A 22,935-nucleotide genomic window follows, 5' to 3' on the forward strand; every position below is an offset into this window, starting at 1 on the left:
TACCATCCCATGAGTACCCAGGGGTACCGTTATTTGCGTGGCGAGGCGATAAACGCGTTATCGCCTACAGTCAGCGCTATACTGCACTTGCATTCCGTTGCCGCCAACAATTACCAGGTTTTACCAATGTTAAACTGGAACTGTTCGGCTTTGTCTCCATCGTACTTTTTGAACGGTTGGGCGTAGGAGAAGACCAACGGCCCCAACGGCGACATCCACTGCACGGCAATACCCGCAGACATACGGATGTTGCTCGGATCGCTGTAATCCGGATAACCAGCGTACGCGCTCGAATCCCAGTGAGTATCCCATACGGTACCCATATCCCAGAAGACGGAAGTACGGACCGAGTTCGCATATTTGTCACTAATAAACGGCGTCGGGGTAATCAGCTCAAGGCTGGCCACCGCCATCGCGTTACCGCCCACCGCATCATCGGATTTACACGGTGCGGATTCGGTGCTCTTACATTCATTATCGTAACTATCGTCATCATCATGACGACTGCTTGCCGGGAAGTACACTGCCTTCGGACCAATGGTGTTCGACTGGAAGCCACGCACGGTGCTGGAACCACCGGCATAGAAGTTCTCATAGAACGGCATCTCTTTGCCGCCAATACCATCGCCATAACCAAAGCGCGTACGACCCAGTACTACCCACTGATGATCGTTGTCGATCGGCACGTAGGTCGCGGTATCCAGCGTCGCTTTGTAGTACTCGTTGTCTGAGCCCGGAATGGTCACCTTACCGTTCAGGTTGACGCGCGAACCTTCCGTTGGGAAGAAGCCGCGGTCAAGCTTGTTATAGGTCCAACCGTAGTTGAAGGTGAAGTCATTCGCACTGAACGAGTTCCGGTCGTTGGTGTTGTCCGGATACTGGCCCATCGAGTTAAGGTAACGCCACATTGCCACCTGCGGCTGCATATTGGACAGGGAGTTATGCACATAACCGACGCCGGCGCGCAGCGTGTTGTATTCGTTGACCGGGAAGCCCAGCGTAATGTCTGTACCATAGCTTTTGTTGGTATAGTCAGACAGATCCGCATCGTTCGCATCAAAGTCATTATAGAAGACACGACCGCCGAGGCTTACACCGTCTACGGTGAAATACGGGTTGGTCACCGACAGCTCGGTATAGGTCTGGTAGTCGTTTTTGGTACCGTTGATCCCGACAGCATAGCCAGTACCTAACCAGTTATCCTGCTGAACGCCCGCCTGGAAGCTGACGCCGCTCTCGGTGCCGTAGCCGATACCGAAGTTGAAGCTACCGGTGTTACGTTCTTTCACCTTGTAGACAACGTCGACCTGGTCCGGGCTGCCCGGCACGCGCTGGGTATCAGTATCCACCGTTTCAAAGAAACCTAAACGGTTGAGACGGTCTTTACCCTGATCGACGAGGTCGCTCCCCAGCCATGCGCCTTCCATCTGGCGCATTTCGCGGCGCAGTACGGCATCTTTAGAGGTGTCGTTGCCTTCGAAGCGAATTTTACGCACGTAATAACGGTTGCCTGCGTCGACGTTAACGTGCAGCTTAACGGTTTTATCGCTGTCGTTGATCTCCGGCTGCGACTGCACGCGCGGATAGGCGTAACCATAACGACCCAACAGTTTCTTGATGTCGTTTTCCATCTTGGTCACTTTCGCGCCGTTGTACAGTTCGCCTGGCTCAACTTTAGTCAGCGCTTCGATTTCCGCGGAATGGCCAGCGAGGTTGCCCGTCACCTGCACTCCGGAAAACTTGTACTGATCGCCTTCGGTGATGTTGACGGTGATGTAGATCCCTTTCTTATCCGGCGTCAGGCTGACCTGGGTAGAATCGATGTTGAAACGGGCATAGCCGCGATCCAGGTAGTAGCTGCGCAGGGTTTCAAGGTCGCCCGCTAGCTTCTGCTTCTGGTATTTACGGTCGCCGACCACGTTCCACCACGGCACCTCATCGCGCAGCTGGAAGTGGGAGATCAGCTCATCGGTCGAAAACGCATGGTTGCCGACGATGTTGATCTGTTGAATTTTTGCGGAGACGCCTTCCTGGAAGACCAGCTTCAAATCGACACGGTTACGCGGCAGCGGCGTAACGACTGCTTTGACGCTGGCGCTGTATTTACCGACGCTGTAGTAGAAGTCTTCAAGACCCTTCTCGATATCCGCGATGGTCGTGCGGTCAAGCGACTCGCCCACCCGAACGCCTGAGGCCTCAAGGTTCTGCTTGAGCATGTCATCTTTCACCGACTTGTTGCCGGAGAAAGTGATGCTGGCGATCGTCGGACGCTCTTTCACCTGCACCAGCAGGGTATCACCATCGCGCAGGACGCGGACGTCCTCGAAGTTGCCAGTGGCAAACAGCGCGCGAATAGTGTTACTGATATCATCGTCGGTCACCGTATCGCCAGGACGCACTGGCATACTGAGGAGGGCCGCACCAACAGCGACACGCTGCAAGCCTTCGAAATGAATGTCCTTCACCACGAACCCTTCAGCACCGTATACAGTCGCGCTGCTAAACAGCAGCGACGCTATGAGCAACTTTTTCATCGCCATCGTTATTATGCGTTCTTCCTAACAAACTCTCTTATAACCGAGAGAAATCATTGAAAAGTGCAAGCCCCATTAACAGCACCAGCAGTATTGAGCCAATGCGATAACTAAAGTCTTGAACTCGCTCGGATACCGGCCCGCCCTTCAGCTTTTCAATCGCTAAAAACAGCAGATGTCCCCCATCCAGTACGGGTAGAGGGAACAGGTTGATGATTCCGAGGTTCACGCTAATCAGCGCCAGGAACATCAGATAATAAATCAACCCAAACTCCGCTGACATTCCAGCCCCCTGAGCGATAGAGATCGGCCCACTGAGGTTGTTCAGTTTGACATCACCGGTTATCAATTTACCCAGCATCCTGACCGTCAGCGACATCAGCTGCCAGGTTTTATCCGTGGCTTCAGCGATGGCGGCAAACGGTCCGTACTGACGTACTGTCTTGTATTCTTCAGGCAGCGGGATGACCTTTGGCACCACCCCTGCGAACCCTTCCGCCTTACCTTTCACCGTTTTCGCATCCGGCGTCAGGGTTAACGGCAGCGCACTCCCCTGCCGTTCAATCTCCAGCGCCAGCGCTTTGCCCGGATTATCGCGCACCAGATTAACAAACGTCATCCACTGCGTTAACGGTTGACCATCGACTTTAACGATCCGGTCGCCCGCTTGCAAACCCGCTTTCTGGGCTGCCGATCCCGCCTGAACCTCAGCCAGCACCGTATCAATCTGCGCGCTGCGCGGCTGGATCCCCAGAGAGGTCACGGGATCTTGCTTGTCTGGCTCAAACGACCAGTGCCGCAGATCGACGATTTTATCCTGGCGCTGATTGGTCCCGAAAGGGGCGACGGTAACTATTGTTTGCGGGTTGCCGATTTTGGCCACCAGCTGCAGACGCACCGCATCCCAATCAGGCGTTTCGATACCATCTATCGCTTTAAGTTCCGTTCCTTTTGCAATTTGTGCTTGCGCGGCAACCGAATTGGGCGTTATTTCACCCACCACCGGCCGCACGCCGGGAACGCCGATGATAAAGACCAGCCAGTAAGCAAAGATAGCGAAAATGAAGTTAGCGATGGGGCCGGCGGCAATCACCGCCGCACGCTGACCGACGGTTTTATTGTTGAAGGCATAGTGACGCATCTCCGGCGCCACCGCTTCAACACGCTCATCCAGCATCTTGACGTAGCCGCCCAGTGGGATCAGGGCGATGACGAACTCTGTGCCCTGCTTATCCATCCGCCGCCACAGCGCTTTGCCGAAGCCGATAGAAAAACGCTCAACCCGGATACCGCAGCGGCGCGCCACCCAAAAATGGCCAAACTCATGCACCGTAATCAGTACGCCAAGCGCAATGATAAAAGCCGCCAGATTCCAGAGCACGCTCAGCATATAACCTTCCGTCAAATCGTCCTGAAGACCAACAGTAGCAGACAGGCGAAGACCGGTACCGCCGCCGTCAGGCTGTCGATACGATCGAGAATACCACCATGTCCGGGAATCAAGTGCCCGCTATCCTTAATGCCGGCCTCGCGCTTAAACATACTTTCCGTCAGGTCGCCCAGCACCGAAGCCAGGGCCGCCACCACCGAACAGACCAGCAGCACCGTCGGCGTGACGTCAAGATGGGCCCACACGCCGTAGGCCCAGGAAATCACTGCCGCGGTCAGCAAACCGCCAAAAAAGCCCTGCCAGGTTTTACCCGGTGAGACCTTCGGCGCCAGCTTGTGCTTGCCAAACATTTTACCAAACATATAGGCGCCAGAGTCCGCGCCCCACACCAGGATCATGACGTACAGCAGCCACAGCGCGCCGCTATAGTGGTTATCGGCATAGTGCCAGGCGCGCAGCGCCAGCATGCCCCAGAAAAACGGGACGATGGTCAGAATGCCGAAGATGAGGCGCAGCACCTTAGAGTGGCGCCAGAATGCCGCTGACGCCGGGTATGAGAGCACCAGCAGTAACGCGACGATCCACCAGGCAAAAGAGGCCCATAGCGACCCTTCAACCATCGGTTGATGAACGTCATAGTGGTATTCAGGCAGCAGAAAAAGCATCGCCGCCAGCAGAAGGCCGCACAGCACCGCCAGCCAAACCCGCTGCGACGTCGAGGTAAAACCGCTCAGTTGTCCCCACTCCCAGGCGGCGAGCATACAGACCACCAGGGTGACGATAGCAAAGCCCATCGGCGGCAATAAAAACAATGCCGCAATGACGATGGGGATTAAGACGAAAGCAGATATCAGGCGATACTTCAGCAAAAGTGACCCCCATCAGGCATGACTGCCACCCGGCTCAGTGCCGCCGAAACGACGCTCTCGATTAACAAAGGCATGGAGTGCACCTTCAAAGTCCTGTTCAGCAAAATCGGGCCAAAGAACATCCGTAAAGTAAAGTTCGGCATAGGCAATTTGCCAAATCAGAAAGTTACTTATTCGGTGCTCTCCCCCGGTCCTAATAACTAAATCAACGGGAGCCAGTTCATGCATGCAGACCTGCTGACTCAGCATGTCTTCCGTGATCTGCTCAGGCAGCAGCGTCCCGTCCTGTACCTGTTTCGCCAGCAAACGAACGCCCTGGGTAATATCCCAGCGACCGCCGTAATTGGCTGCAATATTCAGCGTTAAGCCGGTATTGTTTGCGGTTAGCGCTTCCGCTTTGCGGATCCGCTCCTGCAGGCGCGCATTGAAGCGCGTGGTGTCGCCAATAATCCGCAGACGCACATTGTGTCGGTGCAGGCTTTTGACTTCGCTATCCAGCGCCCAGACGAACAGTTCCATCAGCGCACTGACTTCCTGAGCCGGACGGTTCCAGTTTTCGCTGCTGAACGCGTATAACGTTAACGCCTCAATCCCATTATTCGCCGCGAAGGAGACCGCGCGACGCACGGATTTCGCCCCGGCCTTATGCCCGAAAGCGCGAATTTTACCTTGCCGTTTTGCCCAACGGCCGTTGCCATCCATAATAATGGCGACATGACGGCAGCCATGGGTGGGCGATATTTCGCTGACAGTTTGATTAGCAGACAACATCACGCGTTTTAAGTCCATAATAAGGATTAACTAGCCACCAAACAGAGGGCACCGGGCCGCGCTGGATACGCATTTTTATCCGGTGCCGGGGCTGCAGCCAATCGCAGAGAACAACCAAAAGCTTTACGCAAAAAAGCCGTGTTTTGTCACGGCCACCGTAATCTTTAACAACAAAATGCAACGATCGGGTGGCGCAGACTATATCACCGAAGCCTTGCGCCCACAAATATCACCGCGTTACGCCTGCGCAACCAACCGCTGCAGCTGCTGGTGAGCGATTGCGCGCGCCTCGGCGTCGATAACCAGAACATCATCAATGCTTTGCGGCTCCTGCAGGTCCATCTTATCCAGCACCGCCAGGTTAACCGCCGCAATATCGGTAAAGCGGATATCGCCATGCAGAAACGCGGCAACCGACTCTTCATTAGCCGCATTCAGCGTCGTGGTCGCGGCCTGGCCGACGTCAAACGCGTCCATCGCCAGCTTCAGGCACGGATATCGCGTATAGTCCGGCGCGGAGAAGCTCAGATTGCTCAACTGACAGAAGTCCAGCGGTTTAACGCCGGAATTCAGTCGCTGCGGCCAGCCCATGGTATGGGCGATCGGCGTGCGCATATCCGGCTCCCCAAGCTGGGCCAGCACGCTGCCATCCTGATAGCGAACCATCGAGTGGATCACCGACTGCGGATGGATCAGCACTTCCATCTGCTGGGCCGAGGCGTTAAACAGCCAGCGCGCTTCAATATATTCCAGGCCTTTGTTCATCATCGTGGCCGAATCGACGGAGATCTTGCGCCCCATCGACCAGTTGGGATGACGGCAGGCCTGATCCGGGGTCATCGCCGCCAGTTCAGCCACGGCCGTCTCGCGGAAAGGCCCACCGGAGCCGGTCAGCAGGATAGACGAGACGCCGTTCCGGGCAAGATCAGCGTATCCCAGATGCTGCTGAATTGTCTCCGGCATACTCTGAAAAATAGCGTTATGCTCGCTATCGACCGGTAGCAATCGCGCCCCCGACTGTTGCACCGCCTCCATGAATAAGCGACCGCAGGTCACCAGCGATTCTTTATTCGCTAACAATACCGTTTTCCCGGCGCGGATCGCCGCCAGCGTCGGCACCAGTCCCGCCGCGCCGACGATTGCCGCCATGACCTGATCGACCTCATCCAGCGCCGCGACCTCGGCCGCCGCCTGCTGGCCGCTTAGCACCTCGGTGCGACAGCCATGCTCATGCAGACGGGTGCGCAACCGCTCAGCGCTTTGCGCATCGTCCATCACCGCGTAACGGGGGGTAAATTCCAGGCATTGTTCAACCATACGGTCAACGTTTTTCCCCGCGACCAGCGCGGCGACGGAAAAGCGACCAGGGTTATGGCGCACCACGTCCAGCGTGCTACAGCCAATGGAGCCGGTCGAACCGAGAACGGTTAATTGCTTCATGAGACGTCCAGAAGAGTGGAAACAGAATAAAAAGCAAAACGCCGCCAGCAAGCCCCTACGCAGCAACTATCGGGGATAAGGCGGCGGCATTAGGCCTTCAACTAAGCGCTAAAGGCTACAAGGCCAGCGGTCGCAACGCAATCCCGAGAATTGAGCGTACAGTCTTCTGTACGGCGTTTCAGATTTTACTCAGGCCAGAGCCTGTCTGGCCCGAGTAAGGGCAGAGCATTAGAACTGCATCAGTTCCGCTTCTTTGTCTGCCAGCGCCGCGTCAACTTTTTTGATGGCGGCGTCAGTCATTTTCTGCACGTCGTCCTGAGAACGGCGATCGTCATCTTCGCTGATCTCTTTTTCTTTCAGCAGCGCTTTGACTTTATCGTTGGCGTCACGGCGAACGTTACGCACGGCAACGCGCGCCTGCTCGGCTTCACCACGCACGATCTTGGTCAGATCTTTACGACGCTCTTCGGTCAGCGGCGGCAGCGGGACACGAATATCGCTGCCGGCAGAGCTTGGGTTCAGACCGAGGTCTGACGCCATGATCGCTTTTTCAACGGCCGCGGACATAGAACGGTCAAAGACGTTGATTTTCAGGGTACGGGAGTCTTCGACGGTGACGCTGGCCAGCTGGCGCAGCGGGGTCGGAGTACCGTAGTATTCAACAACAATCCCGTCCAGCAGGCTCGGAGAAGCACGACCCGTGCGAATTTTGCTGATTTGGTTTTTGAATGCTTCGACGCATTTTTCCATGCGGATTTCAGCATCTTTTCTGATATCGCTAATCACGTTACGAATCCTTGAAAGCTTGTCTCAGTCAGACCAGACGGGGCACCCGTCGGAAAATGAGCTAAGTATAGTCAGATTTAATGAAAATCACCGGGCAATATCCCCGCGAAAGTAAAGCGGAATATTACCCGGATTTGGCGCTGACGGGAATTATTCCGTGATCAATGTGCCTTCTTTTTCGCCCATCACCACGCGACGCAGGGCGCCAGGTTTGTTCATGTTGAAGACGCGAATCGGTAATTTATGGTCACGCGCCAGGGTGAAGGCCGCCAGATCCATGACTTTCAGCTCTTTTTCCAGAACTTCGCTGTAGGTCAGCTGATCGTACATGGTGGCAGAAGGATCTTTTGCCGGGTCAGCGGTGAATACGCCGTCAACCTTGGTGGCTTTCAGCACCACATCGGCTTCAATTTCGATACCGCGCAGGCAGGCTGCGGAATCGGTGGTAAAGAACGGGTTGCCGGTACCAGCGGAGAGGATCACTACGCGGTTGTTGCGCAGCAGGCTGATTGCCTCTGCCCAGCTGTAGTTGTCGCATACGCCGTTCAGCGGGATGGCGGACATCAGACGAGCGTTCACATAGGCGCGGTGGAGCGCATCACGCATTGCCAGGCCGTTCATGACCGTTGCCAGCATGCCCATGTGGTCGCCCACAACGCGGTTCATACCCGCTTTCGCCAGACCAGCACCACGGAACAGGTTACCGCCACCAATTACTACGCCAACCTGAATACCCAGCTCAACCAGCTCTTTGATCTCCTGAGCCATGCGGTCAAGTATGCTTGCATCAATACCGAAGCCTTCTGAGCCCTGCAGCGCTTCGCCACTTAATTTCAGCAGAATACGTTTGTAGACGGGTTTTGCATTGGTAGCCATGTTTCTTTCCTGAGACTGTCAACGAATGAGATGTGTTAATTCCGGCGACATTGTATGTCGCATTTCAGCGCGGCCACTATAAGCAGTTGGCTGAATTTACAAAATGGGCGCAAAAAGAAGCCGCCCTCAGGCGGCTCCTTTTTTTAAAAATTAAGACTGCTTGGACATCGCAGCAACTTCTGCTGCAAAGTCAGTCTCAACTTTCTCAATGCCTTCGCCCACTTCAAAGCGGATGAAGCCAGTCACGTCAGCGTTGTGCTCTTTCAGCAGCTGGCCAACAGATTTGCTCGGCTCCATAACGAAAGGCTGACCAGTCAGAGAAACTTCGCCGGTGAATTTCTTCATGCGGCCTTCAACCATTTTCTCTGCGATTTCTTTCGGCTTACCGGACTGCATCGCGATGTCCAGCTGAACCTGGTACTCTTTCTCTACCACTTCAGCAGACACGTCTTCCGGCTTAACGAATTCCGGCTTGCTTGCAGCAACGTGCATTGCCAGCTGCTTAACCAGCTCTTCGTCAGCGCCTTTAGCGGCAACCAGAACGCCGATACGCGCACCGTGCTGGTAGCTACCCAGAACGTCGCCTTCCAGAACAGCGATACGACGGATGTTGATGTTCTCGCCGATTTTAGCAACCAGCGCAACACGTTCTTCTTCGAACTGCGCTTTCAGAACTTCAACGTCGGAGATTTTACCTGCAACAGCGGCGTCCAGTACTTTGTCGGCAAATGCCTGGAAACCACCATCTTTAGCAACGAAGTCAGTCTGGCAGTTAACTTCCAGAATGTAACCGTAGTTGCCTTCGATTTTGGTTTTGATCACGCCGTCAGCAGCCACGTTGCCTGCTTTCTTCGCCGCTTTGATCGCGCCGGATTTACGCATGTTTTCGATTGCCAGCTCGATGTCGCCATTCGCTTCAGTCAGCGCTTTTTTGCAATCCATCATGCCTGCGCCAGTACGTTCGCGCAGCTCTTTTACCAGGGAAGCGGTAATTTCAGCCATTCTAAAATCCTCGGGAGATGTGGATACTGCCCGGCCAACGGCCAAACAGCGTAAATTGAAAAAAGGGGCCGATAATGGGCCCCTATTCATACACGGTACTAATAAGGGCTTAAACCTTATTATTCAGCTTCTACGAAGCTTTCTTCCGCCTGAGAAGCCAGGTCCTGAGAGCGACCTTCACGAACGGTAGCAGCAACAGCGCCCAGGTACAGGCTTACTGCGCGGATTGCATCGTCGTTACCCGGGATAACGAAGTCTACGCCGTCCGGATCAGAGTTGGTATCAACGATAGCAAATACCGGGATGCCCAGGTTGTTTGCTTCTTTGATAGCGATGTGCTCGTGGTCAGCGTCGATAACGAACAGTGCGTCCGGCAGGCCGCCCATATCTTTGATACCGCCCAGGCTGTTTTCCAGCTTGTCCAGCTCACGAGTGCGCATCAGCGCTTCTTTCTTGGTCAGCTTGTCGAAAGTACCGTCCTGGGACTGAGTTTCCAGGTCTTTCAGACGTTTGATGGACTGACGAACGGTTTTCCAGTTAGTCAGCATACCGCCCAGCCAGCGATGGTTCACGAAGAACTGATCGCAGCTCAGAGCAGCGTCTTTTACCGCTTCGCTTGCAGCGCGCTTAGTACCAACGAAAAGGATTTTACCTTTACGAGCAGCGATCTTGTTCAGTTCAGCCAGAGCTTCGTTGAACATCGGTACGGTTTTCTCAAGGTTGATGATGTGAACTTTGTTACGCGCGCCGAAGATGAAAGGCTTCATTTTCGGGTTCCAGTAACGGGTCTGGTGACCGAAGTGAACACCAGCCTTGAGCATGTCGCGCATGGAAACAGTTGCCATGTTTAAAACCTCTATAGATTAAATTGGGGTTATGCCTCCACGTATCCCATATTACCGACCCCGAAGGGCACCCCGGAATATGTGCCGATACGTGTGTGTTATTACACAAAGTGAGCTATGTCGCTTACGTCCATCCTTGTGTATCTGAGATGGAACGGAAGTCCGGCGCGCTTTATACCACAAAATCCATCCAGACACCAACTCTTGTTGACGTCGCGTGCTGTTAATGATTCTCAGTTTGGCACCAGCCTGCCCGGACTGTTACCATTGACAGGACTTACTCTATTATTGTCGAAAATATCGACACTGCTGGACATACTCCATGGCTATCTCTATTAAGACATCTGAAGACATCGAAAAAATGCGCGTTGCCGGCCGCCTGGCCGCCGAAGTGCTGGAAATGATCGAACCCTACGTCAAACCGGGCGTCAGCACCGGCGAACTGGACCGCATCTGTAACGACTATATCGTTAACGAGCAGAAGGCCATTTCCGCCTGCCTCGGCTATCACGGCTATCCGAAATCCGTCTGCATTTCGGTCAATGAAGTGGTCTGTCACGGTATCCCTGATGACGGCAAGCTGCTGAAAGATGGCGATATCGTCAATATCGACGTGACCGTCATTAAAGATGATTTCCATGGCGATACCTCCAAAATGTTTATCGTTGGCAAACCGACGATTCTCGGCGAGCGCCTGTGCCGCATCACTCAGGAAAGCCTGTACCTGGCGCTGAAGATGGTTAAACCGGGGATCAACCTGCGCGCGATCGGCGCGGCGATCCAGAAATTCGTCGAAGCGGAAGGTTTCTCCGTGGTGCGCGAGTACTGTGGGCACGGTATCGGCCGCGGCTTCCATGAAGAACCTCAGGTGCTGCACTACGATTCGCCGGAGACCAACGTCGTACTCAAACCAGGCATGACCTTCACCATCGAGCCGATGGTCAACGCCGGTAAAAAAGAGATCCGCAGCATGAAAGACGGCTGGACGGTGAAAACCAAAGACCGGAGCTTGTCTGCGCAGTACGAGCATACTATTGTGGTGACAGACAACGGCTGCGAAATTCTGACGCTACGCAAGGATGACACCATCCCGGCGATAATCTCGCACGATGAATGATGAAAAGCCGGCGCCCGCCGGCTTTTTTATTAGATAGTTTTTTCTTATGGTGACGCGATGAGCAACTCATTACCTGACACAGCCTCCCCTCTCCTGCCCGTCCCGCCGGAACACCCGGTGAGTTGGCCGCAGGGCGATCTGAACTGTGCCGCAATCAAGGCGCACATCGATACCTTCCAGCACTGGCTGGGCGAGGCGTTTGACTCCGGCATCGTCGCGGAGCAGCTCATCGCGGCGCGCACCGAATTTATCGACCAGTTGCTGCAGCGATTATGGATCGCCTGCGGTTTTGAATCCGTCAGCGACCTGGCGCTGGTCGCCGTCGGCGGCTATGGCCGTGGCGAACTGCACCCGCTCTCAGACGTCGATCTGCTGATCCTCAGTCGTAAAAAACTGCCGGACGACCAGGCGCAAAAAGTCGGCGAACTGCTCACCCTGCTGTGGGACGTCAAGCTGGAGGTGGGCCACAGCGTACGCACCCTCGAAGAGTGCCTGCTGGAAGGTCTCTCGGATCTGACCGTTGCCACCAACTTAATCGAATCGCGCCTGCTGATCGGCGACGTCGCGCTGTTCCTTGAACTGCAAAAACATATTTTTAGCGACGGCTTCTGGCCATCGGAAAAGTTCTTCGCCGCCAAGGTCGAAGAGCAGAACGTCCGTCATCAGCGCTATCATGGCACCAGCTATAACCTCGAGCCGGACGTGAAAAGCAGCCCCGGCGGCTTGCGCGATATCCATACGCTACAGTGGGTGGCTCGCCGCCATTTCGGCGCCACCTCAATGGATGAGATGGTCGGCTTCGGCTTTCTGACCGAAGCCGAGCGCAATGAACTCAATGAGTGTCTGCATCAGCTGTGGCGCATCCGTTTCGCGCTGCATCTCGAACTCACGCGCTATGACAACCGTCTGCTTTTCGACCGCCAGCTCAGCGTGGCCCGCCGGCTAGGCTATGAAGGCGACGGCAACCAGCCGATTGAGCATATGATGAAGGACTTCTTCCGCGTTACCCGCCGGGTGAGCGAGCTGAATCAGATGCTGCTTCAGCTGTTTGAGGAGGCTATCCTCGCCCTGACCGAGGATGAAAAACCACGCCCGATCGATGATGATTTCCAGCTGCGCGGCACCCTTATCGATCTGCGTGACGACACGCTGTTTATTCGCGAACCGCAGGCCATTCTGCGCATGTTTTATATCATGGTGCGCAACAGCACCATCACCGGCATCTACTCAACGACGTTGCGCCATCTGCGCCACGCCCGCCGTCATCTCACCCAGCCGCTGTGCTATATCCCGGAGGCGCGCACGCTCTTTCTTAGTATGCTGCGCCATCAGGGGGCGGTAAGTCGCGGGCTGCTGCCGATGCATCGCCACAGCGTACTGTGGGCCTATATGCCGCAGTGGTCGCATATCGTCGGCCAGATGCAGTTCGACCTGTTTCACGCCTACACCGTCGATGAACACACCGTCCGGGTGATGCTCAAGCTGGAAAGCTTTGCCAAAGAAGAAACCCGCAGCCGCCACCCGCTGTGCGTGGAGCTGTGGCCGCGCTTAACGCACCCGGAGCTGATCTTAATTGCCGCCCTGTTCCACGACATCGCCAAAGGGCGCGGCGGCGACCACTCGATCCTCGGCGCGCAGGATGTGCTGAAGTTTGCCGAGCTGCACGGGCTGAACTCGCGCGAAACGCAGCTGGTCGCCTGGCTGGTGCGTCACCACCTGCTGATGTCGGTCACCGCCCAGCGGCGCGATATTCAGGATCCGGAGGTGATTAAGCAGTTCGCCGAGGAGGTGCAAACGGAAAATCGTCTGCGCTATCTGGTGTGTCTGACCGTCGCCGATATCTGCGCCACCAACGAAACCTTGTGGAACAGCTGGAAGCAGAGCCTGCTGCGTGAACTCTATTTCGCCACCGAGAAGCAGCTGCGTCGCGGCATGCAAAGCACCCCGGACATGCGCGAACGAGTGCGTCACCATCAGCTGCAGGCGCTGGCCCTGCTGCGGATGGACAATATTAATGAAGAGGCGCTGCATCAGATCTGGAACCGCTGCCGCGCCAACTATTTCGTGCGACATACGCCGACGCAGCTCGCCTGGCACGCCCGCAACCTGCTGCGCCACGATCTGAATAAACCGATGATCCTGCTGAGCTCGCAGGCCACCCGCGGCGGTACGGAGATTTTTATCTGGAGCCCGGATCGCCCTTACCTGTTCGCCGCGGTGTGTGGCGAACTTGACCGTCGCAACCTCAGCGTCCACGACGCGCAGATCTTCACCACCCGCGACGGTATGGCGATGGATACCTTTATCGTCCTTGAGCCCGACGGCAGCCCCCTTTCCGCCGACCGCCACGAGGCGATCCGCCAGGGGCTGGAGCAGACCATCACTCAGCGCAGCTGGCAGCCTCCGGCCCCGCGTCGTCAGGCGGCAAAGCTACGCCATTTTTCCGTGGACACCGAGGTGAATTTCCTGCCGACCCATACCGACCGAAAATCGTTTCTGGAGCTGATAGCGCTCGACCAGCCCGGGCTGCTCGCCCGCGTCGGGCAGGTGTTCGCCGACCTCGGGATATCGCTTCACGGGGCGCGAATTACGACAATTGGTGAGCGAGTAGAAGATTTATTTATAATCGCCACCGCCGACCGGCGTGCCCTTAATAATGAGCTGCAACAAGAAGTGCAACAACGGTTGACAGCGGCCCTCAATCCAAACGATAAAGGGTGACGTATTTTTTTTAGTGAATGGAAAGAAACAATGCAGCAGTTACAGAACGTTATTGAGTCCGCTTTCGAGCGTCGCGCCGACATTACGCCGGCTAATGTGGATACCGTGACCCGCGAAGCGGTTAACCAGGTTATCGCCCTTCTTGATTCCGGCGCGCTGCGCGTCGCTGAGAAGATCGACGGTCAGTGGGTGACGCATCAGTGGCTGAAGAAGGCGGTACTGCTCTCTTTCCGTATTAACGATAACCAGGTTATCGATGGTGCGGAAAGCCGCTACTTCGATAAAGTGCCGATGAAATTCGCTGACTACGACGAAGCGCGTTTTCAGAAAGAAGGTTTCCGCGTGGTGCCGCCGGCCGCCGTGCGCCAGGGCGCGTTCATCGCCCGCAACACTGTGCTGATGCCGTCCTACGTTAACATCGGCGCCTACGTTGACGAAGGCACCATGGTTGATACCTGGGCCACCGTCGGCTCCTGCGCGCAGATCGGTAAAAACGTGCATCTGTCCGGCGGTGTCGGCATCGGTGGCGTACTGGAGCCGCTGCAGGCGAACCCGACCATCATCGAAGATAACTGCTTCATCGGCGCGCGCTCTGAAGTGGTTGAAGGGGTGATTGTCGAAGAAGGCTCCGTCATCTCCATGGGCGTTTACCTCGGTCAGAGCACCAAAATCTACGATCGCGAAACCGGCGAAGTCTTCTACGGCCGCGTACCGGCTGGCTCGGTGGTGGTCTCAGGCAACCTGCCGTCGAAAGATGGTAAATACAGCCTGTACTGCGCGGTGATTGTGAAGAAAGTCGATGCCAAAACCCGCGGCAAGGTCGGCATTAACGAACTGCTGCGCACCATCGACTAAAGCAAATAAAAAGCGGGAGATATCCCGCTTTTTTTATATTTGATGCTGGCGAAAATGGATTTTTTCGTTAATTATTCAATGGTTATGATGCTATCAAAGGTACCGTTATGTACGATAATCTGAAAAGTCTTGGCATTACCAACCCTGATGAGATCGATCGCTATAGCCTGCGGCAGGAAGCTAACAACGACATTCTGAAAATCTATTTTCAGAAAGACAAAGGCGAATTCTTCGCCAAGAGCGTGAAGTTCAAATATCCGCGTCAGCGCAAAACCGTCGTCGCCGACGGCGTCGGCCAGGGCTACAAAGAGGTCCAGGAGATCAGCCCCAATCTGCGCTACGTTATCGACGAGTTAGATCAGATCTGCCAGCGCGATCGCACTGAAATCGATCTCAAGCGTAAAATCCTCGACGATTTACGCCATCTGGAAAGCGTGGTCACCAATAAGATCAGCGAAATCGAAGCCGATCTGGAAAAGCTCACCCGTAAGTAAGAGCATCCCGGCGGCGCGTTGCCTGGCCGGGCTAGTGGTCTCTATCCACTCCAGACAGCATGCATCGTCCAGGCCGGGTATGGCGCGTCGCTACCCGGCATTTTTTTGCCTCCTCCACGTCTTAGCGTTGTTCGTCCAGCTGCAGCGCGATATACAGCAGCAGCCTGTCGTCAAAGCTACCGAGATCCAGGCCGGTCAGCTCCGAGATACGGTTCAACCGGTACTCCAGCGTATTGCGATGAATAAACAGCGCCTTTGACGTCGCCAGCGGCTGCACGTTATGGCGAAACCACGCCTGCAGCGTCCGCCGCAGCAGCCCGTTGTTGTCCATGGCCTTCAAACGCGCCAGCGGACGGGCCAGCTCATTGGCCTGCCAGCCGCCGCGCAGGCTGTCAAGCAGCACCGGCAGCATTAGATCCTGATAGAAATAACTGCGGCTCTCCGGCATCCGCTGCTTGCCAACCATCATTGTCGTCCGTGCGGTACGGTAAGAGCGGGCGATACTTCCTGGGCCGGTGAAGAAGTTGCCCAGCGCCACGCGAAAGCGCAGCTGGCCATTCTCTTTCATCCTGGCGATAAGCTGCTCGACGCGCCGGACGTGATCGTCAGCGTCCCAGCGGCCAAAGCTGTTCAGCGCCGGTTTCAGCACCACCATTTCCGTGAGCGAGACAATGGCCACCAGATTATTGCGATCGGGGGTGGTCAGCGCGTTCTGTAACTGTTGCAGTTCCGCCATCGCGCTGTCCACGCCGAGCTGACCGCTGTCTACCTCAATCATCGCCACCACGCGCGGCTGATTGAGATCGATGCCTAAACGCTGAGCCCATTCGTTCAGCGCCGGGGTATGCTCTTCCGCCTGAATCAGGTTCATCACCAGCTCTTCGCGCAGACGGCTGTCCTGGGCCAGGAGATGCATCAGCCGCGACTGCTCCAGCATCATCTCTGCTGTCATGCACACCAGCTCGCCATATTTTCGCAGCGACTCCGGCTCGCCGGTCAGGCCGATCACCCCGACGATCTCCCCCTCCAGGCGCAGCGGCAGGTTAATCCCCTGGCGAACCCCGTGCAGATGGCGAGCGACCGCGTCGTCGATATCCACCACCCGCCCCTGGGAGAGGACCAGCAGCGCGCCTTCGTGCAATTCACCAATCCTTTCCCGATCGCCGCTGCCGATGATCCGCCCGCGGGCATCCATCACGTTGATATTGGTATCGATGATGCGCATGGTCCGCGCCACAATATCCTGCGCCATTTTGGTATCAAGATGCCAGCCAGCCATGTAGTCCTCCCCTTTGCTGGGCACCAGCATAAAAGAGTCATCGTCGCGCTGCATTGTGCATTTGCACTAAGCCGGGGTGAGATATGTGGAGTTGTGGGGGCGGTCACAGAACGAAAAAAGCCCCTGCCCTCGGCGAGGGAAGGGGCTGGGAAGCGAGCGCTGGCGGTTACTGCAACAGCAGATAGATAGAGGCGTCGCCGCGCTGAATGTTCAGCGCCAGTACGGACGGTTTGGCGTCGAAGATTTTCCGCAGATCGGCGATGTTTTTCACCGGCTGCTGATTCGCCCCGACGATGACGTCGCCTTTCTTGAGGCCAATCTGTGCCGCCGGGGTACCGGCTTTCACATTATTGACCACCACGCCCTTATCCTGACCCTTATTGCTCATTTCCGCCCCTTCAATCCCGTTGAAGATGGTGCTGGAGTCAACCTGGGTCTGGTTGCTCTGCTGCAGTTCGACGGTCACGGTCACCGGTTTGCCGTCGCGCAGCAGACCAAGCTCAACTTTGCTGCCGATAGGCATGGTGCCGACCTGGGCACGCAGCGCGGCGAAGCTGCTGATCGCTTTCCCGTTGAGGGAGGTGATGACATCGCCGGCTTTAATGCCCGCTTTCGCGGCCGCCGAACCTGGCATTACCTGGCTGACGAAGGCCCCGCGCTGGGCATCGACTTTCATCGCTTTCGCCAGCTCAGAGTTCAGTTCGGTGCCCATAATGCCGAGCTCACCGCGTTTCACCTGGCCATATTTCACCATCTGCTCGGTCAGGTTTTTCACCATGTTGCTCGGGATAGCAAAACCGATACCGATGTTGCCGCCGTCCGGCGCCAGAATGGCGGTGTTGATACCGATCAGCTCGCCGTTGAGGTTCACCAGCGCACCGCCGGAGTTCCCGCGGTTAATCGCCGCATCGGTCTGGATAAAGTTTTCGTAGTTTTCCACGTTGAGGCCGCTACGGCCCAGCGCGGAGACAATCCCGGAGGTCACGGTTTCGCCCAGACCGAACGGGTTGCCGATAGCCACGGTGTAATCACCGACGCGCAGCGCATCGGAGTCGGCAAGCTTAATCGCCGTCAGGTTTTTTGGATCCTGAATCTGAATCAGCGCGATATCAGAGCGCGGATCTTTGCCGACGACTTTGGCATCAAACTTACGGCCATCGCTCAGCTGAACCTTAATCGTGGTGGCGTTGTCCACGACGTGGTTGTTGGTCACCACATACCCTTTGGCGGCATCAATGATGACGCCGGAGCCCAGCGCCATAAATTTCTGCTGCTGGCCGCCGTCAGGCTGACCGCCCTGTCCGCCGCCCTGGCAAAACGGCGAACTCTGGAAAGGAGAACCATCCTGGCAGAACGGCGAATTATCGCCAAAGAACTGCTGGAAGTTACGTGGCATCCGTGGGGTATTAACGGTGGTGCTACCTTCAACGTTAATGCTCACCACCGACGGCATCACCTTCTCCAGCATCGGGGCCAGGCTTGGCATCTGCTGTGCATTAGTGGCCGAAGATGCCGTTTCTGCCGCGCTCGCAGAGAGCGGGGACAACGCCAGACCTAAACTCAGAGCCAGTGCACTCATTGCTAACGTGGTTTTTTTCATCAGTTTCAATCTCAATATCAGGTAACGAAAGTTGCTGTGTACGTGACTATCAGAGTCATTTTATAACGCTAAGTTCCGGAATTAAGTTTCTGGAAAAAGTAAAAATTTATTGTCCATCTTTACAAAACTCCAGCCTATTCCACCGCCATGAGTCGCCGATATTCATCCCACGCATACAAATCCGTCATCCCGCTGATATAGTCCTGAATCAGACGGCAGCGATAATAGTATTCCATCAGCGCAAATTCGGGCGCCGTACGCGCCAGTTTATTTACCGCTTCAACATAGGCCAGCCGGTGACGGGTCGAAAGTTTCTGATACAGCCGGGAGGCAATGGGTAAACGTCGTACCCGCTCCTGCGCTACTAATTCGCTGAAATCCTCCAGCGATAATTTCAGCAGCGGCTGATAGATATCCAACAGGCCGCTGATCACCCGGTAGCCCTGCAATTCCAGCTGCTCAACATCCGGATGGCTAAAGACCTGTTTCATCGCCACATTTTTATAGAGCTCCAGTAGCTGACTGCAATCGCTGTCGTCCTCCAGCAACGCATGATTAAAGTCCCCCGTGAAGATTGCCGGCAGGTTGTCAATAAATCGGCGCGCCGCGTAGGGCACCAGCTTATTCAGCGTATTCACCCGCAAATACATAAAAAACTGATCTTCCGCGCTCTGCTTCAGATAATTGGCTCGCGATTTCTCCCAGGCATTTTCTACTACCTGCGAAAATAACGAGCCTTTTTCATGACTGCCCCAGGCGTCGTAAAGATGCTGATAGAGCTGTTCTGCGCTAAAAATACGTTTTTCCACCGCGTCCTCGAGATCCGCGACGCAATATGAGATGTCATCCGCAGCCTCCATAATCCAGGTTAATGGAAACCGATTGTAAGGCGCGAGATCCAGTTCTTTACGCAAACGCGCGACATACTCTTCTTCGGCTAAATAATAGCCAGGTTTCTTCATTAAATAACTGTGGCTGGCCGGCGTCTCCTCAGACCACCACGCCGGACGAGTATATTTCAGGATACATCCCACCTGCGCCCAGGTCAGGTTCATACGCATTAGCGTATGGACCAGACGAATGCCCTGCGCGTTGCCCTCAAAGCTGCAGAGATCCTGGCGCACTTTACGGCGCAGCGCATTAAGCGATGTCTCTCCGTCATGCAGTCGTAAGGCCTGCACTTCGCAGCGATCGTCGGTCAGCGGCTGCCCGAGCGCATCGCCGGGCGCCAGGCGCTGACGGAACCAGTCGTTAATCGCCGCTTCGCCAAAATGGCCAAACGGGGGATTGCCGATATCGTGCATCAGGCAGGCCATCTCCACCACGCTCTCGAATGGCCCGGTCAGCTCTTCCAGGCCATACTCTTCCAGCAGCCTCAGCTCTTTCAGCCGGCTCAGCACCTCTTTGGCGATATAGCGCCCCACCTGCTGCACCTCCAGCGAGTGGGTCAGGCGAGTGCGCACCGCCGCGTTGCGCTCGAGCGGGAAGACCTGAGTTTTTTGCTGCAGGCGGCGGATTGCCGGCGAGTTGACGATCCGTCCCCGATCGCTTTCAAAGATCCGCAGGATGTCGCGCTCCGTCTCCACCCGCGGCGGCGAACGGAAGCGTCGACGCCAGTTTATCTTGTTGCGAAAATCAATCTTTGCCATAGCCTCTCCCGCGCGAGCAATACGCTTCCCCTTAAGCGCATGATAGACTATGCAACTAAACCTGACACATCGCGAGTAAATCTATGAAAATTGGCATTATTGGCGCTATGGAAGAGGAAGTTACCCTTCTGCGCGACAAAATCGAAAACCGCCAGACCATCACCATTGGCAGAAGCGAAATCTATACCGGCCAACTTCACGGCGTTGACGTCGCTCTGCTGAAGTCTGGTATCGGAAAAGTAGCGGCGGCGATGGGCGCGACCCTGCTGCTGGAGCGCTGCCAGCCTGACGTGATCATTAATACCGGTTCTGCCGGCGGCCTGGCGTCGACGCTGAAGGTCGGCGATATCGTCGTCTCCGATGAAGCGCGCTACCACGACGCCGACGTAACCGCCTTCGGCTATGAATACGGCCAGCTCCCTGGCTGCCCGGCGGGTTTTAAGGCGGATGAAAAACTGGTGGCCGCCGCAGAGAGCTGCATTAAAGCGTTAGATCTCAACGCCGTTCGCGGCCTCATCGTTAGCGGGGATGCCTTCATTAACGGCTCTGTCGGTCTGGCGAAGATCCGCCATAATTTCCCGCAGGCGATCGCCGTGGAAATGGAAGCGACCGCCATCGCCCACGTCTGCCATAACTTTAAGGTTCCCTTCGTGGTGGTTCGCGCTATCTCCGACGTGGCCGACCAGCAGTCCCACCTCAGCTTTGAGGAGTTCCTTGCGGTCGCCGCCAGACAGTCCACCCTGATGGTGGAGAATCTGGTACAGAACCTGGCACGTGGCTAAGTCGCTATCCTTCGCGCTTGCCGCGCTGCTGTTACTCGCCCCGGCGTGGCTGCTGGCCGCGCCGCGGGTGATCACCCTCTCCCCCGCCAATACCGAACTGGCCTTTGCCGCCGGGATCACGCCGGTCGGCGTCAGCAGCTATTCCGATTATCCTTCGCAGGCCAAAACGATCGAACAGGTTGCCAGCTGGCAGGGAATGAACCTGGAACGCATCGTGGCGCTCAAGCCAGACGTGGTGCTGGCCTGGCGCGGGGGCAATGCCGAACGCCAGGTTAACCAGCTGCAGTCTCTGGGTATTCACGTCCTGTGGGTACAGACCTCGACCATAGAAGAGATCATCGCTACCCTGCGTGAGCTGGCGCAGTGGAGCCCGCAGCCGGAAAAAGCACAGCAGGCGGCGCAGGCGATGCAGCAGGAATACGATGCGTTGAAAGCGCGCTATGCCAACGCGCCGAAGAAACGCGTCTTCCTGCAGTTCGGCTCCGCACCGCTGTTCACCAGCGGCCCCGGTTCGATTCAGGATCAGGTGCTAAGGCTTTGCGGCGGCGAGAATATCTTCGCCACCAGCCGCGTTCCCTGGCCGCAGGTGAGCCGCGAACAGGTGCTGGCCCGCCAGCCGCAGGCGATCGTGGTGACCGGGGATGCCAGCCGCATTGCCGAAGCGCAGCGCTTTTGGCAACATCAGCTCACCATTTCGTTGATTGCGTTACACAGCGACTGGTTTGAACGCGCCGGCCCACGTATTATCCTCGCCGCCAAACAACTTTGTGCGGCGCTTGACCAGGTAAAATAATCATCCGGCACACCGGATGTTCAGTGGGAATCAACGATGCTTGTCTATTGGCTGGATATTATTGGCACAGCTGTCTTCGCGATCTCCGGCGTACTGCTGGCCGGAAAACTGCGTATGGACCCATTCGGCGTGCTGGTGTTAGGGGTAGTGACGGCGGTAGGCGGCGGGACCATCCGCGACATGGCGCTGGCGAATGGCCCGGTATTCTGGGTCAAAGATCCCACCGATCTGGTGGTGGCGATGGTCACCAGCATGCTGACCATCCTGCTGGTCCGCCAGCCTCGCCGGCTGCCGAAATGGATCCTGCCCGTTCTTGATGCCGTCGGTCTGGCGGTGTTTGTCGGCATTGGCGTCAATAAAGCTTTTCTCGCTGGCAGCGGCCCGCTGGTCGCGGTGTGCATGGGGGTGGTGACCGGCGTCGGCGGCGGGATTATTCGCGACGTGCTGGCGCGGGAAATTCCTATGATTCTGCGTACCGAAATCTACGCCACCGCCTGTATCGTCGGCGGTATTGTCCACGCCACGGCACACGACACCTTTCATCTCCCGCTGGAGAATTCGGCAATGATGGGGATGGTGGTCACCCTGGTAATTCGTCTGGCGGCTATTCGCTGGCATCTGAAGCTGCCGACGTTTGCCCTGGACGATAACGGTCGGTAATAAAAGCAAAACGGTAACCTTAAGGTTACCGTTTTTAGGGTTTGCTCCCTCCCGCTGGGGGAGAACTCGCTTTAAACGCTGAACGAGGAGCCGCAGCCGCAGGTGCTTTTCGCGTTCGGATTGGTCACGATAAAGCGCGAACCTTCCAGCCCTTCGGTATAGTCGACCGAGCCGCCGACCAGATACTGCAGGCTCATCGGGTCAACCACCAGGCCGACGCCCTGTTTCTCAATGGTCATATCCCCTTCGTTCACCTGATCGTCAAAGGTGAAGCCATACTGGAAACCGCTGCAACCGCCGCCGGTGATATACACGCGCAGTTTCAGGTTCGGATTATCTTCATCCGCAATCAGGTGTTTTACTTTATTGGCTGCGGCTTCGGTAAACTCCAGCGGCAACGCTACGTCATCACTCATTTTCTGCTCCCATTGATACTTCCGGCCGGTTAAAGAATAACCGGACCTTTTGAGCC

Annotated in this window: 20 protein-coding genes; 7 read left to right on the forward strand and 13 right to left on the reverse strand. The window is 56.1% G+C overall.

The features are described from left to right. Window positions 1–110 precede the first annotated feature (110 nt). The 9 genes from bamA to rpsB form a co-directional block, all read right to left on the reverse strand. Window positions 111–2,540 (reverse strand): outer membrane protein assembly factor BamA, encoded by a 2,430-nt coding sequence (gene bamA, locus ACR809_RS20610; RefSeq protein WP_004145860.1) that lies wholly within the window; start codon window positions 2,538–2,540, stop codon window positions 111–113. Between the two features lie 31 nt (window positions 2,541–2,571). Beyond that, on the reverse strand, window positions 2,572–3,924 hold the full coding sequence (gene rseP, locus ACR809_RS20615; RefSeq protein WP_004177358.1) for a sigma E protease regulator RseP: 1,353 nt from the start codon (window positions 3,922–3,924) through the stop codon (window positions 2,572–2,574). An 11-nt stretch (window positions 3,925–3,935) separates the two neighbouring features. After that, window positions 3,936–4,793: a phosphatidate cytidylyltransferase gene (cdsA, locus tag ACR809_RS20620; RefSeq protein ID WP_002889318.1), complete on the reverse strand. Its 858-nt coding sequence runs from the start codon at window positions 4,791–4,793 to the stop codon at window positions 3,936–3,938. Window positions 4,794–4,805: 12 nt separating this feature from the next. Continuing rightward, window positions 4,806–5,564 (reverse strand): (2E,6E)-farnesyl-diphosphate-specific ditrans,polycis-undecaprenyl-diphosphate synthase, encoded by a 759-nt coding sequence (gene ispU / locus ACR809_RS20625; RefSeq protein ID WP_002889316.1) that lies wholly within the window; start codon window positions 5,562–5,564, stop codon window positions 4,806–4,808. A 237-nt stretch (window positions 5,565–5,801) separates the two neighbouring features. After that, the gene (gene ispC / locus ACR809_RS20630; protein WP_004178642.1) at window positions 5,802–7,004 is read right to left on the reverse strand and encodes a 1-deoxy-D-xylulose-5-phosphate reductoisomerase; all 1,203 of its coding nucleotides are present in this window, start codon (window positions 7,002–7,004) and stop codon (window positions 5,802–5,804) included. 228 nt (window positions 7,005–7,232) lie between these two features. After that, a complete protein-coding gene (frr, locus tag ACR809_RS20635) occupies window positions 7,233–7,790 on the reverse strand; it encodes a ribosome recycling factor (RefSeq protein ID WP_002889308.1) in 558 nt (185 codons plus the stop codon). A 150-nt stretch (window positions 7,791–7,940) separates the two neighbouring features. Then, on the reverse strand, window positions 7,941–8,666 hold the full coding sequence (gene pyrH, locus ACR809_RS20640) for a UMP kinase (RefSeq protein ID WP_002889306.1): 726 nt from the start codon (window positions 8,664–8,666) through the stop codon (window positions 7,941–7,943). Window positions 8,667–8,816: 150 nt separating this feature from the next. Next, window positions 8,817–9,668, reverse strand: a complete 852-nt coding sequence (gene tsf, locus ACR809_RS20645) for a translation elongation factor Ts (RefSeq protein WP_004151930.1) — start codon at window positions 9,666–9,668, stop codon at window positions 8,817–8,819. 119 nt (window positions 9,669–9,787) lie between these two features. After that, window positions 9,788–10,513 (reverse strand): 30S ribosomal protein S2, encoded by a 726-nt coding sequence (rpsB, locus tag ACR809_RS20650; RefSeq protein ID WP_002889299.1) that lies wholly within the window; start codon window positions 10,511–10,513, stop codon window positions 9,788–9,790. A gap of 322 nt (window positions 10,514–10,835) precedes the next feature. Between rpsB and map the strand changes: the two genes are divergently transcribed. From map to ACR809_RS20670, 4 genes are all read left to right on the forward strand, one after another. Further along, window positions 10,836–11,630 carry a type I methionyl aminopeptidase gene (map, locus tag ACR809_RS20655; RefSeq protein WP_004212705.1) on the forward strand — a complete coding sequence of 265 codons (795 nt, stop codon included), beginning with the start codon at window positions 10,836–10,838 and terminating at the stop codon, window positions 11,628–11,630. A 57-nt stretch (window positions 11,631–11,687) separates the two neighbouring features. Beyond that, window positions 11,688–14,351: a bifunctional uridylyltransferase/uridylyl-removing protein GlnD gene (gene glnD / locus ACR809_RS20660; protein ID WP_004151931.1), complete on the forward strand. Its 2,664-nt coding sequence runs from the start codon at window positions 11,688–11,690 to the stop codon at window positions 14,349–14,351. A gap of 30 nt (window positions 14,352–14,381) precedes the next feature. Beyond that, a complete protein-coding gene (dapD, locus tag ACR809_RS20665) occupies window positions 14,382–15,206 on the forward strand; it encodes a 2,3,4,5-tetrahydropyridine-2,6-dicarboxylate N-succinyltransferase (protein WP_002889295.1) in 825 nt (274 codons plus the stop codon). A 107-nt stretch (window positions 15,207–15,313) separates the two neighbouring features. Next, on the forward strand, window positions 15,314–15,700 hold the full coding sequence (locus ACR809_RS20670) for a DUF3461 family protein (RefSeq protein WP_002889292.1): 387 nt from the start codon (window positions 15,314–15,316) through the stop codon (window positions 15,698–15,700). Between the two features lie 121 nt (window positions 15,701–15,821). Here the strand turns inward: ACR809_RS20670 and cdaR are convergent, their stop codons facing one another. The 3 genes from cdaR to dgt all read right to left on the reverse strand — a co-directional run bounded on the left by cdaR (window position 15,822) and on the right by dgt (window position 20,228). Further along, entirely contained in the window at window positions 15,822–16,979 is a 1,158-nt protein-coding gene (gene cdaR / locus ACR809_RS20675; protein ID WP_002889289.1) for a DNA-binding transcriptional regulator CdaR, read from the reverse strand. A 166-nt stretch (window positions 16,980–17,145) separates the two neighbouring features. Further along, window positions 17,146–18,579, reverse strand: a complete 1,434-nt coding sequence (degP, locus tag ACR809_RS20680) for a serine endoprotease DegP (protein WP_004145870.1) — start codon at window positions 18,577–18,579, stop codon at window positions 17,146–17,148. A 134-nt stretch (window positions 18,580–18,713) separates the two neighbouring features. Beyond that, window positions 18,714–20,228 (reverse strand): dGTPase, encoded by a 1,515-nt coding sequence (dgt, locus tag ACR809_RS20685; protein ID WP_004145871.1) that lies wholly within the window; start codon window positions 20,226–20,228, stop codon window positions 18,714–18,716. Between the two features lie 83 nt (window positions 20,229–20,311). Between dgt and mtnN the strand changes: the two genes are divergently transcribed. The 3 genes from mtnN to ACR809_RS20700 are packed head-to-tail and all read left to right on the forward strand — an operon-like array spanning window position 20,312 to window position 22,463. After that, window positions 20,312–21,010 carry a 5'-methylthioadenosine/S-adenosylhomocysteine nucleosidase gene (mtnN, locus tag ACR809_RS20690; RefSeq protein WP_122051547.1) on the forward strand — a complete coding sequence of 233 codons (699 nt, stop codon included), beginning with the start codon at window positions 20,312–20,314 and terminating at the stop codon, window positions 21,008–21,010. Beyond that, window positions 21,003–21,803 carry a vitamin B12 ABC transporter substrate-binding protein BtuF gene (gene btuF, locus ACR809_RS20695; RefSeq protein ID WP_002889279.1) on the forward strand — a complete coding sequence of 267 codons (801 nt, stop codon included), beginning with the start codon at window positions 21,003–21,005 and terminating at the stop codon, window positions 21,801–21,803. Before mtnN ends, btuF begins: the two co-directional genes overlap by 8 nt. 36 nt (window positions 21,804–21,839) lie before the next feature. Then, the gene (locus ACR809_RS20700) at window positions 21,840–22,463 is read left to right on the forward strand and encodes a TRIC cation channel family protein (protein ID WP_002889277.1); all 624 of its coding nucleotides are present in this window, start codon (window positions 21,840–21,842) and stop codon (window positions 22,461–22,463) included. A 71-nt stretch (window positions 22,464–22,534) separates the two neighbouring features. Here ACR809_RS20700 and erpA read toward each other — a convergent pair whose 3' ends face one another. Next, window positions 22,535–22,879, reverse strand: a complete 345-nt coding sequence (gene erpA, locus ACR809_RS20705) for an iron-sulfur cluster insertion protein ErpA (protein ID WP_002889275.1) — start codon at window positions 22,877–22,879, stop codon at window positions 22,535–22,537. Window positions 22,880–22,935: the final 56 nt, after the last annotated feature.

It is taken from the genome of Klebsiella sp. CD33 (assembly GCF_051992865.1).
GTDB lineage: Bacteria > Pseudomonadota > Gammaproteobacteria > Enterobacterales > Enterobacteriaceae > Klebsiella > Klebsiella pneumoniae.